General features: G+C 42.5%; 16 protein-coding genes. 14 read left to right on the top strand and 2 right to left on the bottom strand.

Annotated elements, in window-relative coordinates; genetic code table 11:
* The first annotated feature begins 20 nt into the window (after window positions 1–20).
* The 14 genes from nirD (at window position 21) to FTU34_RS07500 (ending at window position 14313) form a co-directional block, all read left to right on the top strand.
* Window positions 21–1631, top strand: a complete 1611-nt coding sequence (nirD, locus tag FTU34_RS07565) for a nitrite reductase small subunit NirD (RefSeq protein WP_180023671.1) — start codon at window positions 21–23, stop codon at window positions 1629–1631.
* A gap of 226 nt (window positions 1632–1857) precedes the next feature.
* Window positions 1858–4650, top strand: a complete 2793-nt coding sequence (locus tag FTU34_RS07560) for a nitrate reductase (protein ID WP_180035192.1) — start codon at window positions 1858–1860, stop codon at window positions 4648–4650.
* Window positions 4650–5273 carry an NTP transferase domain-containing protein gene (locus FTU34_RS07555; protein ID WP_143221703.1) on the top strand — a complete coding sequence of 208 codons (624 nt, stop codon included), beginning with the start codon at window positions 4650–4652 and terminating at the stop codon, window positions 5271–5273. Before FTU34_RS07560 ends, FTU34_RS07555 begins: the two co-directional genes overlap by 1 nt.
* 357 nt (window positions 5274–5630) lie before the next feature.
* Window positions 5631–6668, top strand: coding sequence for a GTP 3',8-cyclase MoaA (gene moaA / locus FTU34_RS07550; protein WP_078193755.1), 1038 nt, complete (start codon window positions 5631–5633; stop codon window positions 6666–6668).
* A gap of 2 nt (window positions 6669–6670) precedes the next feature.
* Window positions 6671–6922 (top strand): MoaD/ThiS family protein, encoded by a 252-nt coding sequence (locus FTU34_RS07545; RefSeq protein WP_078193754.1) that lies wholly within the window; start codon window positions 6671–6673, stop codon window positions 6920–6922.
* Between the two features lie 2 nt (window positions 6923–6924).
* On the top strand, window positions 6925–7491 hold the full coding sequence (locus FTU34_RS07540; RefSeq protein ID WP_180035193.1) for a molybdenum cofactor biosynthesis protein MoaE: 567 nt from the start codon (window positions 6925–6927) through the stop codon (window positions 7489–7491).
* A 51-nt stretch (window positions 7492–7542) separates the two neighbouring features.
* Entirely contained in the window at window positions 7543–8466 is a 924-nt protein-coding gene (moaCB, locus tag FTU34_RS07535; protein ID WP_078193752.1) for a bifunctional molybdenum cofactor biosynthesis protein MoaC/MoaB, read from the top strand.
* Window positions 8463–9713 (top strand): molybdopterin molybdotransferase MoeA, encoded by a 1251-nt coding sequence (locus FTU34_RS07530; RefSeq protein WP_180035194.1) that lies wholly within the window; start codon window positions 8463–8465, stop codon window positions 9711–9713. Before moaCB ends, FTU34_RS07530 begins: the two co-directional genes overlap by 4 nt.
* 9 nt (window positions 9714–9722) lie before the next feature.
* Complete coding sequence (gene modA, locus FTU34_RS07525) at window positions 9723–10484, top strand: molybdate ABC transporter substrate-binding protein (protein WP_180035195.1); 762 nt, start codon at window positions 9723–9725, stop codon at window positions 10482–10484.
* Between the two features lie 3 nt (window positions 10485–10487).
* Window positions 10488–11186 (top strand): molybdate ABC transporter permease subunit, encoded by a 699-nt coding sequence (modB, locus tag FTU34_RS07520; protein ID WP_180035196.1) that lies wholly within the window; start codon window positions 10488–10490, stop codon window positions 11184–11186.
* Window positions 11173–11811 carry an ATP-binding cassette domain-containing protein gene (locus FTU34_RS07515; protein WP_180035197.1) on the top strand — a complete coding sequence of 213 codons (639 nt, stop codon included), beginning with the start codon at window positions 11173–11175 and terminating at the stop codon, window positions 11809–11811. Before modB ends, FTU34_RS07515 begins: the two co-directional genes overlap by 14 nt.
* Before the next feature lie 213 nt (window positions 11812–12024).
* Window positions 12025–13428, top strand: a complete 1404-nt coding sequence (locus tag FTU34_RS07510) for an amino acid permease (protein WP_180035198.1) — start codon at window positions 12025–12027, stop codon at window positions 13426–13428.
* A gap of 198 nt (window positions 13429–13626) precedes the next feature.
* Entirely contained in the window at window positions 13627–14055 is a 429-nt protein-coding gene (locus tag FTU34_RS07505; protein WP_218950050.1) for a cation efflux protein, CzcI-like, read from the top strand.
* 48 nt (window positions 14056–14103) lie between these two features.
* A complete protein-coding gene (locus FTU34_RS07500; protein WP_180035199.1) occupies window positions 14104–14313 on the top strand; it encodes a hypothetical protein in 210 nt (69 codons plus the stop codon).
* Between the two features lie 115 nt (window positions 14314–14428).
* Here the strand turns inward: FTU34_RS07500 and FTU34_RS07495 are convergent, their stop codons facing one another.
* Window positions 14429–15127 carry a DUF1826 domain-containing protein gene (locus FTU34_RS07495; protein WP_180035200.1) on the bottom strand — a complete coding sequence of 233 codons (699 nt, stop codon included), beginning with the start codon at window positions 15125–15127 and terminating at the stop codon, window positions 14429–14431.
* 128 nt (window positions 15128–15255) lie between these two features.
* A complete protein-coding gene (locus FTU34_RS07490) occupies window positions 15256–15492 on the bottom strand; it encodes a VF530 family DNA-binding protein (RefSeq protein ID WP_180035201.1) in 237 nt (78 codons plus the stop codon).
* Window positions 15493–15884 lie beyond the last annotated feature (392 nt).

The following is a 15884-nucleotide window of genomic DNA, read 5'->3' as shown; positions in this document are numbered from 1 at the left end:
ATGATAAGAGGAACTTAAAGATGACAGTTTTAAAAGAAATGAATGATTTAGACTGGTTTGATATTTGTGCATTAGATGATATTACGCCAAATACAGGTGTGGGCGCACTGATTGAAAATCAGCAAATTGCGATATTCCGTGTCGGTGAAGAAAAGCGGGTTTATGCACTGAGCAATCAAGATCCGTTTAGTCAAGCCTATGTTATGTCCCGCGGTATTATTGGTGACTTGCAGGGTGAGCGTGTTGTGGCATCACCCATTTATAAACAGCATTTCAGCCTTGCTACTGGACGCTGCTTAGAAGATAAAGACCAAAAACTCCTGGTTTTTCCAAGCAAAATTGAAAATGGCCGTGTGCTGATTAGTCCAACTGCTCAAAAAACCTATATTACCAATAACGCGCCATCGTCTGAGTTGATGAAACTTGTTTTGGTCGGCAATGGCTTAGCAGGTATGCGTTGCTTAGAAGATCTGCTGGATATGGCGCCAGAGCGTTATGAAATTACGGTCATTGGTGAAGAACCTTGGGGTAATTACAACCGAATTATGCTTTCACCTGTGCTTTCAGGTGATAAAACCATTGAAGATATCATGCTGCATTCACATGCTTGGTATAAAGACAAAAATATCCGTTTTGTAGCAGGTGATGCGGCGGTACGCATAGACCGTCCGCGCAAGCAGGTATACACAGAAAAAGGCTTGGTCATCGATTATGACCGTCTGATTTTAGCGACAGGTTCTAAGCCATTTATTCCGCCTATACCGGGAACTGACTTAAAAGGTGTTCTCAGCTTCCGTGATATTTATGATGTAAACCGCATGCTGGATTACTGTAAATCTAAGCAAAATGCAGTGGTGATTGGCGGCGGTTTACTTGGCCTAGAGGCTGCGTATGGCCTGAAACAGCGTGGCATGAATGTCACAGTACTGCATTTGATGGATCGTATTATGGACCGTCAGTTAGATGAAAAAGCCAGCTTAATGCTCAATCATGCGATTGAACAAAAAGGTATAAAAATCATGACCGCAGCAAATACCCAAGAGTTGATGGGTGAAGATGGCCATGTGAAGCAGCTGCGTTTGCAAGACGGTACTGTTTTAGATGCAGATCTTGTGGTTTTTGCGGTGGGTATTCGTCCGAATATTGAGCTTGCGCAAAGTGCAGGACTGCGCTGCGGCCGCGGTGTCATGGTGAATGACACCATGCAAACTTTTGATCCGAGTATTTATGCGGTGGGTGAATGTATTGAACACCGAAGCCAAACTTTCGGTTTAGTTGAACCGCTTTGGGGACAGGCATTCATTTGTGCATCGCATTTGGCCGAACATGGCAGCTTAACCTTCAAAGCGCCTACGGTTCCGACGCAGTTAAAAGTCAGCGGCTGTGATGTTTTTTCTGCAGGCAACTTTGAACCGTTGGATGATTTTGAAGACATTATTTTGAATGATGAAAAACGCCAAATCTATAAACGCATTATTATTCAAAAAGATAGAGTGATTGGTGCTGTGCTGTTTGGCGATACTGAAGACGGGGCATGGTATGCAGAATTGATTTCAGATCAAACTCCAATTTCAAGTATCCGAAACAAATTGCTGTTTGGTAAGGATTTTGCATTAAAGAAAGCAGGGTAATGCGTCTTTAATTTTGAAAGTCCCTTCTCCCACTGGGAGAAGGTTAGGATGAGGGGGCTTTTCATATAAATCCTCTCCCACTTGCGGAACTATGTTCCTCATCCTTTAAAAGGAGAGGAAACTTCCTATATGAATTAAGTGTTGATTAAAAATCTACTTATGCAAGTAGTCTAATATTAAAAATTATTGCAATACCTCGTTAGAATTGGAAAAGGAGCCAGCAGAAGTGAATAGCATCCCGATAGTGGAACTGCATAGCTCCACAGAAAATAAAATTAAAACAACGCAAACCACTTGTCCATATTGCGGTGTCGGCTGCGGCGTGAGCGCAACAGTTGAACAGACAGCTTTAGGGCAAAAAGTGAGCGTGACTGGCGATGCGAACCATCCATCAAACTATGGCAAGCTGTGCATTAAAGGCAGTAACTTAGCCGATACGATTGGATTAGAAACACGTGTTTTACAGCCGATGCTTGGGCGTCAAACATCACCATTTCATACTCGTCAGGCTACAGATTGGAACACAGCAACAGCACTGATTGCCAAAAAATTTCAGCAATGTATAGATCTTTACGGACGTGAAAGCATCGCTTTTTATGTGTCGGGCCAACTGCTGACGGAGGATTACTATGCCGTTAACAAATTTGTCAAAGGCTATTTAGGTACTGCAAATATTGACACCAATTCACGGCTTTGCATGTCATCGGCTGTGGCGGCACATAAGCGTGCATTTGGTGAAGACCTTGTACCAGCAAGCTATGAAGACTTTGAGCATACAGATATGGTGGTGCTGGTCGGATCCAATACAGCATGGTGCCATCCCGTGCTGTATCAGCGCATTATGAAAGCCAAAGAAGAACGTGATTTGTTCGTGGTGGTCATTGATCCGCGCTTTACCAGTACCTGTGAGGCTGCAGATTTGCATTTGCCAATTTTACCGGGGCAAGATGTCGCACTGTTCAACGGTTTGCTGCAGTATTTAGTACAAAATAATCATAGTGATGTAAATTTTATCACCAAACATACTCAAGGTTTGGCGCAAGCGCTGGAGCAAAGTAAAACAGAAGCTTCTATGACAGCAGTTGCTGAGCGTACAGGTATTTCTTTAGAAAAATTACAGCTATTTTTTGAAAAATTTGCGCAAACTGACAAAGTTATGTCGCTATTTTCGATGGGGGTTAATCAGTCTTCGCGCGGTGTAGACAAAGCCAACAGTATTATTAACTGCCATTTGCTGACTGGCAAAATCGGAAAATTAGGTGCAGCGCCTTTTTCTATGACAGGTCAGCCCAATGCAATGGGTGGCCGCGAGGTTGGCGGCTTAGCCAATATGCTGGCTGCGCACTTAGATGTCGATAACACAGCGCATCAGGCATTAGTACAAGCGTTTTGGCAAAGTCCATTTATTGCCAATAAAGCGGGATTAAAAGCGGTTGATCTGTTTCAGGCGGTTGAAAGCGGCAAAATAAAAGTCATCTGGATTATGGCTACTAATCCTGTAGTTAGCTTACCAGATGCAGATCAAGTCAAACGTGCCTTAGAGCAATGCGAGTTTGTAGTGGTGTCGGATATTTGCAAAGACACAGACACAGCAATATATGCAGATGTGCTTTTACCTGCATTGGGCTGGGGTGAAAAAGACGGAACCGTTACCAATTCTGAACGCCGTATTTCACGTCAAACTGCTTTTTTAGATGCGCCGGGTGAAGCCAGAGCAGACTGGTGGTCTATTGCACAAGTGGCGAAAAAAATGGGCTTTTCAGGTTTTAACTTTAACAATGCTCATGAAATCTTTATTGAACATGCAAAATTATCTGCCTATCAAAATGCGCCTTTAGATCAACGTGATACAACTGAGTCTTTTCGCTACTTTAACTTGCAGGGTTTAAGTAAGTTATCTGCACAAGATTATGCTGAATTAAAGCCCGTGCAATGGCCAGTTTGGCAGTTAGATCAGAGCGCTGATGCAGTCAGCCGTTTGTTTGCAGCAGGCCAATTCAGCCATGCCGATGCCAAAGCTAAGTTTGTAGCAACAACCGCTATTGACCCTTTGAACAAGATTTGCGGCGAATATCCGCTGGTTTTAAATACTGGCCGTATCCGTGATCAATGGCACACCATGAGCCGTACGGGTTTATCTGCAAACTTGAGTACACATATCGCCGAACCATTTTGTGAAATACACCCGCAAGATGCACTGAAGTTTGGTGTTAAAGATGGTGAACTGGTTGAGGTGAAATCTAACTGGGGCTTATGTATTTTACGTGCACAGGTCAGCAGTAAAATTCGACGCGGTCAAATTTTTGCGCCAATTCATTGGAATGACCAAGTCGCATCGGATGCGCGTATTGGCAAAGTGGTGAATCCTGTGGTCGATGCACTATCTGGTGAGCCTGAATTTAAACATACACCTGTATTTGTACAGCCGTTTTATACACAGTGGCAAGGTGTACTGTATGTACGTGACGGCTTTGAGCAAATGGTGCAAAACACCATTCAAAACACGGTGTGGTGGACCAAAATTAAAACAGCGAAAGCGACACGTTTTGAGTTGGCAGATCGTAAAAAATTTAGAAACACAGTTCAGCAGCTGAAAACATTACTGCCATTTACCGATGAAAGCTTTGAATGGCTGAATTTGGAAGATCAAACTGCCGATTTGAGTCATACCGTGGTGCTGCAAGATGGGCATTTAATTGCCAGTCTATATATTGCGCAACGCTCTATGCTGCCAGACCGTGATTGGATTGCTGGCATGTTTAAGCGTGAACGACTAAGCGCAATGCACCGCAAAGCGCTGCTTGCAGGTCAGCCGATGAACATGACCAACAGTGCAGGTCCGCTGGTGTGTAGCTGCTTTAAAGTCGGTAAAAATACCATTATCGAAACCATTAAAGAAAAGAATATTACCCATGAAAAACAAGTTACTGCATGTTTAAAGGCTGGCGGCAATTGCGGTTCGTGCTTATCAGAAATTCGAGGCTTAATTAAAGCCTGTCAGACGGAGTACGCAGAATGATGAAGAAAATCACCAAATCAATAGGCTATCCAGAAACAGACTTGGTTATTTTGGCGGGCGGTCAGGCCCGCAGAATGAACGGCATGAATAAAGTGCTGCAAAAATTTGATAATGAAATTCAGCTGATTAAGATCCATCAGCAGTTGAAATCACGGGCTGAAAATGTCTGGATCAACAGCCATCGCGATCATTCGATTTATAAACGGCTCATTCCCTCGATCCGCTTTTATCAAGATGATGAAGCCGGATTTTTAGGGCCATTGATGGGGATGAAAAGCGCGTGGTCACATGTTGAGTCTGATTATGTTTTGTTTGTCCCGTGCGATGTGACCTATATCCCGAAGAAAGTGCTTTCGAGATTGCATCAGGCCATGCAGCGGGATCCCTTGTGTGAAGTAGCTGTAGTGGAAATTAATGGCAAAGCGCTGTATCCATTTTGTTTGCTGAAACGAAGCAGTCTCACAATGCTGCAGGTGCATCTTGATCAAAAACAGCGCAGTTTGAAGGGGTGTTTTAGTAAAATGCACATGCAAGTTGCACGTTTTCAAAATAATGCACTCTTTTTTCACAGCATTAACTCTCTAGATGAGCTGCAGCAGCACCGTCAGCTGAATTTTCTCTAAAAGCTGTACCTTTTGCGGAGCTTTCCTTTCAAATAATGAGCCTAATGTGCTGTTTTTGAACCCAGAGAGAAAATCTACAGCCAATATGAAGCTTTTGAGCATGATATCTAGAGATAAAACAGACTGCTTTTATACCTTAGATAATGGGCTTAACGGCAATTTATATTTTTAATTGCTATTAGTTATTTATAAGTTATTGATTTTGTGTGTCAAAAAAAACAAACCAAATCCTCTGAAATAAATATTCAAAAAAGCGCAAAGTTGGAACACTTATTGCAATTTTTACTGCAAGAAAAGAGGGCGCAAAATTTGTACTGAGCTAAGACAGGGCAAATGACAGCACCATGGAAGATAAACATGAACAGCATGACACAATTACAGCCAGCGACCATTTTTAAGGATCAGTTTGGCCGTGAAAAACGCAAGTTGCGCATTTCAGTGACAGACCGCTGTAATTTTAAATGTGTCTATTGTATGCCTGAACATCCTGAATGGATGAAAAAACATAATCTTCTTAGTTTTGAATCACTTTACAATTTTTGTGAGTTTATGGTGCTGCGCGGGATTGATCAAATCCGGATCACCGGCGGTGAACCTCTTATGCGTCAAGGCGTTGTACATTTTATTGAACAGCTGCAGCACCTCAGAAAGCTAGGCCTTAAACGTATTTCCATGACAACCAATGGACATTATCTGAAGCAATATGCACAGGCCCTAAAACAAGCTGGCCTAGATGGCATAAATATCAGCTTAGACAGTTTGGATGAAGCGCAATTTTTCCAGCTGACACAAAAACAATTACAGCCTGTATTAGATGGGATTGAAGCAGCTCAGCAAGCGGGCTTTGAAATCAAAATCAATGCTGTGTTAATCAAAGGCTTGAATGAACAGCAAATCATTCCATTAGCAAAATGGGCGCTGCAAAAAGGTTTCGAACTACGGTTTATCGAGTTTATGCCGCTGGATGGCGATCAAAACTGGTCTAAAGCTGCGGTCGTTACCGAACAAAACATACTGGATAAACTCAATACTGTTTTTGAAGTGCAAACACTGCACGGTCAAGGCACATCGCCAGCCAGATCATACTTAATCAACGGCTTGCCTATAGGCATTATTTCAACCATCAGCAATTCTTTTTGCGGCAGCTGCGACCGTTTGAGACTGAATGCGCAAGGCGAGTTTTTTAACTGCCTGTTTGCCCGAAAAGGTTTAAATCTCAGCCATGAAATTCAACAGCTGAAAAGCAGTAAAACAACAGAGTTAATGCCGCTCGATGCAATGGCTTTGCAGCAAAAATTAGGCAGTTATATTTGGCAGAAGGAGCAAGGCTTTCATGCCATAACTGCCCAATCCAGCCCATCTAGAAAAATCAGCATGCATATGATTGGAGGTTAATGATGAGTCAGATCACCATCAAAATAGAATCTTTTGGCGCTATTGAACGCCTGCTGCCAGAGAATTTGAGTCTGACTTGCTTCGAACAGCAGTCAATCGCAGAGGTTTTGCTGCAGGTCGCAGATCAATTTCCGCAGTCATTCGACATGCTTGAACGCTGCGCCTGCGCTATGGGAGAAGACATTGTGCCAAGGCAAACCGCATTGATGCAGGACAGTACCGTTGTGCTGTTGTCACCTGTGGCGGGAGGCTGAATATGGAGCTCAAGCATATTTCACGCATACAAGACACGGTATTCAGCCAAGCCGATTTTGACAGCATTAAGGCATTTCCTGAATGCGGCGGTATAGGTGTATTTATAGGCGCGGTGCGTAATCACCATGAAGGCAAAGCGGTAAAAGCTTTGAAATATACCGCTTATGCGCCTGTGGCTGAAAAAATGATCCGTCAAATTGAACAGGAAGTTCAAGCCAAATACGGCGTGTCATATGTACGGGTTGTACACCGTATTGGCGCGCTGCAGGTCGGTGATACCGCCATTATCGCCATGGCCTATGCGCCGCACCGACGTGAGGCTTTTGCTGCCTGCGAAGAAGCGGTTGAGCGGGTTAAGCATGAAGTTCCGGTCTGGAAAGAAGAGTTTTATATGGACGGCAGCAGCCAATATGTAGAGGGCTGCTGTATTCGTAAAGATCATGTGCTCAAGGCGACAAGTCATGCAGCGCAGCATGCTCATATTCATGGCGAGTCATGTGAACATGCACATCAAAACAGCCATCAGACCATGCATTTGAACGCCAATATTTACCAATGGCACCTATAAAACTCCAAATTTAATACTGCACATGCAAATGAATAAGATAAGGACAAAGCAATGAAAAATGTGGGCATGAAAGCGGAAAGTTACCGTACAGCCATTGCAACTGGAATTCTGCATGCGCCGCCACATTGCATTGAACTGCTGCGTAATGGCAATACAGAAAAAGGCGATGCGCTGAAAACCGCACGGATTGCAGGTATATTGGGCGCAAAACGCACGGATGAACTCATTCCGCTGTGTCATCCGCTGCCGATCTACCGTGCAGATGTCGAATATGAATTATTTGAGGCGCATGTCGAAATCAGTGCTGTGGTCGAAACCATTGGCCCAACGGGTGTGGAAATGGAAGCATTAACTGCGGTCAGTCTTGCCGGTTTAACGCTGTATGACATGCTGAAACCGCACTGTGAGCCTGAAGATTTATGCCTAGATCAGGTGAAACTGCAAAAGAAAAAAGGCGGTAAATCACATTTTACCCGTGTATTGAAAGAAAGCTTATCGGCGTCGATTATTGTGCTTTCAGATACGGTTGCTGCCGGTAAAAAATCAGATACTGCAGGGCAAAATGTCCTCGAAATTTTAGAAGAAGCAAACTTCAGCAACATCAGCTATCAAGTGATACCGGACAGTCCTGAACAGCTTTTGACTCTTATTGAACAGCATAAGACGCAATATCCGCTGATTTTGACCGTGGGCGGTACAGGTCTAGGCCAGAAAGATTTAACCGTTGAAACCATTCAGCCGCTGTTAAAACGGGAAATTCCAGGGCTGATGGAAGCATCCCGCAGTTTTGGGCAGAAACGCACCCCTTATGCGGCCCTCAGCCGCGGTGTTGCCGGCTATATTGATGACAGTTTAGTCATTACACTGCCGGGCAGCAGACAAGGCGCAAAAGAATCATTGATTGCCATTTTACCTGCCTTGGTGCATCTATTTGATGTGCAGAAGAATATTCCGCATGCAGGAGGCTACCAATGAACCAAGCCGTATTGCACGCAGGCTGCGGGGCCGAGGCTGGACTGATTTCAGTGGACGAAGCGCTTACGCTGATTCAGACACATACGCAAAGTTTAGCGCATGAAACTTTGGCGCTTCAGCACGCTTTAGGCCGTTATTTGGCGGCAGATGTGCATTCACCAATTCAGCTGCCTTTATTTGCGCAAAGCGCAGTGGATGGCTATGCCATTTGCGCAGCGGGTGAAATTAAACCCGGCGCGCAATTTGAGCTCATTGGAGAAATCCGTGCAGGGCAAACAGCTGAAACTATTTTAAAAGCAGGCCAAGCTGTCCGGATATTTACCGGCGCGCCGATTCCTGAAGGCACGGCAACTGTGGCGCGGCAAGAAATAGTGAAGGCGGATAGACAGCAGATTGAACTGACTGCAGCCTTAAGCCCGCATGCAGATATTCGAGATGCAGGTGAGGAAATTTCATTTGGACAATGTTTAGCAGCGCGTGGTCAAAAGCTGACGGTTGGATCAATTGCAGCGCTCAGTATGGCTGGTATTTCACACTGCGAAGTTTTTGCCTATCCGAAAATTGCGGTCGTAATTACAGGTGATGAAGTTGCGCAAAATATAGAAGATTACCGTGCTGGTAAAATATTTGATGCCAATGCGCCGCTGATTTTAGTATGGTTTCAGTCGCAGCACGTCCAAGTTGAAGTGATTCATATTGCAGATGAAAAACAGGCGGTTTTAGATTTATTCAACCGTTTAAAAGACAGCTTTGATTTAATTATAACGACTGGCGGCGTATCTGTCGGTGATTATGATTTTGTTCGGCCGGCAGCCTTGGACATCGGTTTTCAGCAAATTTTCTGGAAAGTGAAACAAAAACCCGGCAAACCGATGCTGTTTGCACAATATCGACGTCCTGACAGCAGTTCCTGTTATTTACTCGGACTGCCGGGCAACCCCGCTGCAGTCTATGTCGGCATGCAAATTTATACAGATAGATTATTGAAAGCCCTACAAGGTCAAACACCTGCGCTGGACTGGTTCAGCGCAGTCATGACACATGACCTAAAAGCAGATGCACGTGAGCGGTTTTTAAGAATGTCGGCGCACTTTGATAAGCAAGGCAAGCTTCAACTAACCAGCCTGTCTAAACAGCAGTCGCATATGTTGAGCAATTTAATGCAAGCCAATTGCATTGTTCGGATTCCTGCAGGGCAGTCTGTGCAAGCAGGACAAATTCTTCAAGGCGTATTTATTCAGCATTAGGAGTTTGCTATGCGATTCAAATTTATTTTAGCACTAGGACTGAGCTTCATTGCTGGCGCATCTCAGGCGGAAACAGTCAAAATTTATGCTGCAGCCAGTTTAAGCAATGCTATCAGCGATATTGCAAAGCAATATCAGGCACAGAATCCAGACATCAAAATTGTACCGGTATTTGGCGCGTCATCTGCTTTAGCCAAACAGATTGAAGCCGGTGCGCCAAGTGATTTGTATTTTTCAGCAGATGTGGACTGGATGAATTATTTGGTGCAAAAACAGAAAATACCTGCAAAGCAAGTATTCAACATGCTAAGCAATGATTTGGTGCTGATTACGCCTAAAGCGGTGAATATGCAATTTAAAGCCGTGCCGCAGTTTAATTTTGCCAAGGCATTCAAAGGTCACTTATGTACAGGGCAAATGGAGTCTGTACCTGCTGGAAAATATGCTAAACAAAGCCTAACCAAGTTGGGCTGGCTATCAAGTTTGAATGGAAGGATTGTCGGGACAGATGATGTACGATCGGCTTTGGCTTTTGTTGAACGCGGTGAGTGCCAAGCGGGGATTGTTTACCGTACCGATGCGCTGATCAGTTCTAAAGTTAAAATAGCCGGGATTTTTCCAAATCATACTCATCAACCGATCATTTATCCATTGGCTTTAACATATCAAGGCGCAGCTAAACCTGAGGCCGTGAAGTTTTACCGTTATCTTAAAGACCATGCGCAAAGCAAAATGCTTTTTAAGCATTATGGCTTTGGTGTGAAAGGCTAAAGCATGCTCAGCCCAGAAGAGTGGAGCGCCTTGTTTCTGTCGGCTAAGGTTGCCGTTTGCGCCACTGTATTTTGCTTGCCATTTGCTATTGGGCTGGCTTGGGCGCTGGCGCGCTATGAGTTTCATTTGAAATTTTTAGTCGAAGCGCTGTTACAAATGCCGATGGTGCTGCCGCCGGTGGTTTTAGGTTATCTGCTATTGGTGCTGTTTGGTTCAAATGGCTGGATCGGCAAGCTGCTCAATGAATGGGGCATTCAACTGGCTTTTAATTGGAAAGGCGCCGTTTTAGCATCCATGATTGTGTCATTTCCGCTGATTGTGCAGCCGATCCGTTTGTCTTTTCAAATGATTAATCAGCAGCTGGAGCAGGTTGCAGGCTCACTAGGCGCGCATCCGTTACGGGTATTTGCATCAATTAGCCTGCCGCTGGCATTGCCGGGCATTTTAATCGGGAGCATTTTAGGATTTAGCCGAAGTTTAGGCGAATTTGGCGCAACCATTACCTTTGTGGGTAATATTCCTGATGAAACCCGAACCATTCCAATTGCTATCTATTCGCTGATACAGCAGCCCAATGGCGAAGAATCCGCAATGCGTTTAGTGATCCTTTCACTGCTGGCGGCTTTGGGCGCATTGATTGCCAATTATTATATTTTACAGCGCTATCAGCGAAAACTCGGAGCCGGCCATGCTTCAGTGTGATTTTCAGTTTCAATATGCAGATTTTCAATTGCAGGCTCGGCTGCAGATGCAAGAACAGCTGCTTGGCATTATGGGGCCATCAGGCAGCGGCAAGTCTACGCTGCTGAAAAATTTGGTTGGTTTGCTGCAGCCGCAGCAAGGTTATATATCGCTGAATCAGCGTGATGTGTTCGATACGGCGCAGAAGATTAACGTGCCGATGCATAAACGCCGTATTGCGCTGATTTTCCAAAAAGCATGGCTTTTCCCGCATATGAATGTGCAGCAAAATTTACAATATGCGGAGAACCTAGGCGCTCAGGAAAATGCGAAATTTAAATTTGAGCAAGTGACTAATCTGCTTGAGTTACAGCCACTGCTCAAACGGCGGGCGCATGAACTTTCTGGCGGTGAGGCGCAGCGCGTTTCCATAGGACGCGCATTGCTGTCACAGCCTGACTTACTGCTGTTAGATGAACCGCTGACAGGACTGGACCGCAGGCTGAAAGATCAAATATTGCCATTTTTAAACACGGTGAAAAAACAGTTGGCGCTGCCGATGATATATGTTACGCATCATGGCGATGAGTTAGATTATTTAAAAGCCCATATTTTGTATCTAGAAAATGGTCAAATAAGTTTTTAAATAAATATAAATTATATAAGTAATAACAGTGAATTAGATGAAAAAATGGTATTAAGCTGCATCTTAAAGTTTTGATTAGAACTATGAAAAACTCATTTTCTAGATTAAATTGTTACAAAACAAGGGAGAACACAGCGTTTTCCCTTTTTTATTCCTAATGATCTTGGAAATAATGATTTGTACGACTGACCGTGCAGACAGGGAATCTAATCGATGCATGATGATAGCTTAGCCACACATAATTCAACTGCAAAACTGGGTGCAGGGCTATCTAATCGGCATATTACAATGATCAGTATTGGTGGTGTAATTGGTGCTGGACTGTTTGTTGGATCATCTGCTGCGATTGCAAAAGCAGGGCCTGCCGCCGTTCTTGCTTATATTACTACCAGTATTTTGGTTTTTTTAATCATGCGAATGTTGGGAGAAATGGCTGTAGCTCAACCTGACACCGGCTCATTTTCAACCTATGCAAGAAAAGCCATTGGGCCTTGGGCGGGCTTTACCATCGGATGGTTATATTGGTGGTTTTGGGTTTTAGTTATTCCAATTGAAGCAATCGCTGGTGCAGAAATTCTGCATGCATGGTTTCCTTCAATATCAAGTGCTGTATTTGCGACATTCTTTATTGTGCTTCTCAGTTTAGCGAACTTTTTTAGTACTCGGAGTTTTGGTGAGTTTGAATTTTGGTTTTCTCTGATAAAAGTCTTGGCTATTGTAATTTTTATCGGCATTGGACTCACCGCCATATTGGGGTTTTGGCCCTTAGCACCTAATGTAAGTGGTGTAGAAAATCTGTTTAAAAATGATGGATTTATGCCAAATGGCCTGGGTGGTGTACTTTCAGCAATATTGATTTCAGCATTTTCATTCTTTGGTGTAGAAATACTGTCTATCGCTGCAGCAGAATCAAAAGATCCTGAACAAAAAATTAAACGTGCAACCAATTTAGTACTGTATCGGGTCATCTTATTTTTTGTGGTTTCAATTTTTATAACGGTTGCACTGGTAGATTGGCGTTCACCACAATTACAACAATTAGGCACTTTCCAATATGTCTTGGTCAGTTTAAATGTCCCTCAATCAAAATTGATTATTGATAGTGTAGTCTTTATTGCAGTTGCAAGTTGTATGAATGCTGCACTTTATAGTTCATCAAGGATGCTATTTTCATTGGGGACACGCAAAGAAGCACCTCAATGGGTCACATCAATTAATGCCTCTGGTGTACCTGCTATTGCTGTATTTGCATCGTCTGTAGTGGGCTTAATGTGCTGTGCAGTCAATTATTTATTTCCAGGCCAAGTATTTGGATTTTTACTTTCAACCACAGGTTCAATTGCCTTATTGGTTTATTTAGTGATTGCATTTTCACAGCTTAAATTGAGAACACAAATCGAAAAAAATGGAACTGAGGTTGCGTTTAAAATGTGGCTATTTCCATGGCTGACATGGGCTGTCATTATTGTGATTTTAAGTGTGCTGATCTATATGTTTTTATCTCCAGCCTACAGTTATGAGACTTCATTATCTTTAGGTGTTACGACATTGGTAGTTCTCTGCGGCATAGTGGTGACAAGAAAAGCTAAGTTGAAGAATGATTCCGAACTGAATTAAAAATAAAGGTATCGCTGATAAAAATCGTAAACGTGAACCAATGGATTGTCTTTAGAATGTGCCATGTAAGGGGATTAAGGCGAATGGGTTAGGTTATATCTCTATGGCAATCCATTTTTAAGACAAATTCAAAAATTCACTTGACCTTCGACTGACTCCAAGCTTTATCATCATTCAAATTTTCTTGATTGATGCAATATGCGTTCTGCGACATGGATAACAGTCTTAGTCGGATTGTTCATGTTCCAAAGCCTTTGGAACGTGGCAGCCGCTTTCTGTGTGCATGAAGAGCAAACCCAAGTTGTTCAAAGCTATCATTTTGGTCATCATCAAAATACCTTATGCGTCAGCAGTGAAACCAATCCACAGCATTCGTTGCATCAAGCATCTGAATCAAGTAATAAACCAGTCAAAAATACCGCAAGTGATCTGCAACTCGGTGAAGATCATCAAGACCATTTGCCGTCTATGACGCATTTGATTGTGCAAAATCAACAATCGATTCTTTTTATTGCACATCAGGCCTTTGAATATTTGCCAAAATTTGTTTGGACGAATCTTTATCAAGCGCCTGATCTCTTACTGCAAACACCTCCTCCTGTTTATGCCCCGCTAATGGCGGGATAGCCTAAAACATTCCCGCCACTTTTTTTTAATAAATGAGTGGGAAAAATCATGTCTTTATATTTTACGGCGTTTATACGTCTAGGCTTAGCTGTTGGTATTTCGATGGCCTTACAAAGTACTTTTGCGGAAAATGTCAGCAATTTCGAATCTGCATTTGCCAAGGTACAATACGACCAAGCACAAACAGATATTTGGCTACTGCCAGTGCTTTACCGCTGCCTTAATTCAGCTCGATCTCAATTACGGTTCATTCATTAGACAGAATGGATCGTATGGACTCAGGATCCATTAATATTTAAAATCAGCAAATCAGCAAATCAGCAAATCAGCAAATCAGCAAATCAGCAAATCAGCAAATCAGCAAATCAGCAAATCAGCAAATCAGCATAAGCCGATATTCACCTGCATTTTCAACAGGTGCGCGGTGCACACAAGGTAAAACTGGCTGTGTAGGATGATCCACCGCTAAACGCCATAGATAACCATTGCCTAAATTTACAGGCACAGCATTGTCTTTGAGTTGATAATGTAAATCAAAAAAATATTCCTTTAAAAAGTCATCAAACTCTGAGTCAGGGCCATCGTATAAAGCTTTGAGTTGCTCTCGTATTTCAGGAATTAAGATTTTTTGTGTGACTTGATCATTTGGCACAATATCACTAGAAGCACCATAATACGTACATAAAAAGGTATCGGTAGCGATGGGTGATCGATCAACATGAAAAGAATAAACATCGGTTGAGATGAAATCGAATTGATCATCGCGTTCATAACATTTAAGCAAATTCAGCGAGGGTGATGCACCAAATGCTGTTAATTGTTGCATGTCATTTAAAATGATTTCTCTAGCTAAATGACCTTGCGCTGAAAGCTTTAATTCCATCAGATAATCTATAGAAACTTCAGTAATATTTTCAATCAGTTCGAGTTTTTTGACTACTTCTTTAAAGTCACCTTGTAAGCTACGTTGCCAGCAAAGCGCATTCATTTGACCTTCGAAATGACTGTGAATCAATTCAGAAAATGTAGTAACTACACCAATTTGAGGATGCTGGGAAAAAGGATTGCTCATAATAGGGATCGAATTAAATCTGAGGCGAAAATACTGCGTGCAAGGAATAGCTAGAAGGATTCAGCAGTTTCATTTTATCTTAAAACACAAACTGCTATACAAGATTATTTGAGCTTAGGTATTAATCGTTATGCTTTCTGTTTGGCTTTTTGGCGTAAGACATACAAATATAAGCTTTCTACTTTTTCACGTGCCCAAGGTGTAGTACGTAGGAATCGTAGTGATGATTTAACGCTTGGATCTATGCAAAAACATCTAATTTCAATTTTACGGCTTAAGCCCTCAAAACCGCCGTAGTAATCCAATAATTCATCCAAGATGTCAGCAAGTCTTTTGCCGTGTAAAGGGTCATTGGAGGTGCTCATATTAGATCAATCGTATTTTGGGAGACGATCATTATAACCTGAGCGAGTTGAAAAAAGTGGGAGCTTGAACTGAAATGTGATTCATATTCAATATTTAACATATTTCCGAAGCCATTTTGCAAGACTAAAATTTCTTAAAAACAAAGAAACACTCTAGATAAGATCTTGGGTATGAGATTTATAAGCGTAAAATTAATAAAAGAAGAATTAACATTCATAAAATAATTAATTTAAACAATTCATTTTTAGTTAGTCAGCCTATACTTCTTTTGACTGTTAGTATATGCAGAAATTTATAAGCATCAGTCAAGAAAAAACTCGGATTGAAAAGTCCGAGTCAAGTCTTATTTTTAATGACATCATGTGCAAGTCATTTTAAAAATCTAAACGCT

The organism is Acinetobacter sp. YH12094, assembly GCF_013419295.1.
In the GTDB taxonomy this organism is placed as follows: Bacteria; Pseudomonadota; Gammaproteobacteria; order Pseudomonadales; family Moraxellaceae; genus Acinetobacter; species Acinetobacter amyesii.
Note: the sequence above shows the minus strand (reverse complement) of the source record. Positions and strands in the feature narration are given on the sequence as shown.

Excerpts from the sequence above, each read along its gene's own strand:
- FTU34_RS07555 (WP_143221703.1), top strand. The coding sequence starts at position 4,650 with ATGAAGAAAATCACCAAATCAATAGGCTATCCAGAAACAGACTTGGTT.
- modA (WP_180035195.1), top strand. The coding sequence starts at position 9,723 with ATGCGATTCAAATTTATTTTAGCACTAGGACTGAGCTTCATTGCTGGC.
- FTU34_RS07505 (WP_218950050.1), top strand. The coding sequence starts at position 13,627 with ATGCGTTCTGCGACATGGATAACAGTCTTAGTCGGATTGTTCATGTTC.
- FTU34_RS07510 (WP_180035198.1), top strand. The coding sequence starts at position 12,025 with ATGCATGATGATAGCTTAGCCACACATAATTCAACTGCAAAACTGGGT.
- modB (WP_180035196.1), top strand. The coding sequence starts at position 10,488 with ATGCTCAGCCCAGAAGAGTGGAGCGCCTTGTTTCTGTCGGCTAAGGTT.
- FTU34_RS07495 (WP_180035200.1), bottom strand. The coding sequence starts at position 15,127 with ATGAGCAATCCTTTTTCCCAGCATCCTCAAATTGGTGTAGTTACTACA.
- FTU34_RS07530 (WP_180035194.1), top strand. The coding sequence starts at position 8,463 with ATGAACCAAGCCGTATTGCACGCAGGCTGCGGGGCCGAGGCTGGACTG.
- nirD (WP_180023671.1), top strand. The coding sequence starts at position 21 with ATGACAGTTTTAAAAGAAATGAATGATTTAGACTGGTTTGATATTTGT.
- FTU34_RS07545 (WP_078193754.1), top strand. The coding sequence starts at position 6,671 with ATGAGTCAGATCACCATCAAAATAGAATCTTTTGGCGCTATTGAACGC.
- moaCB (WP_078193752.1), top strand. The coding sequence starts at position 7,543 with ATGAAAAATGTGGGCATGAAAGCGGAAAGTTACCGTACAGCCATTGCA.
- moaA (WP_078193755.1), top strand. The coding sequence starts at position 5,631 with ATGAACAGCATGACACAATTACAGCCAGCGACCATTTTTAAGGATCAG.
- FTU34_RS07500 (WP_180035199.1), top strand. The coding sequence starts at position 14,104 with ATGTCTTTATATTTTACGGCGTTTATACGTCTAGGCTTAGCTGTTGGT.
- FTU34_RS07490 (WP_180035201.1), bottom strand. The coding sequence starts at position 15,492 with ATGAGCACCTCCAATGACCCTTTACACGGCAAAAGACTTGCTGACATC.
- FTU34_RS07540 (WP_180035193.1), top strand. The coding sequence starts at position 6,925 with ATGGAGCTCAAGCATATTTCACGCATACAAGACACGGTATTCAGCCAA.
- FTU34_RS07515 (WP_180035197.1), top strand. The coding sequence starts at position 11,173 with ATGCTTCAGTGTGATTTTCAGTTTCAATATGCAGATTTTCAATTGCAG.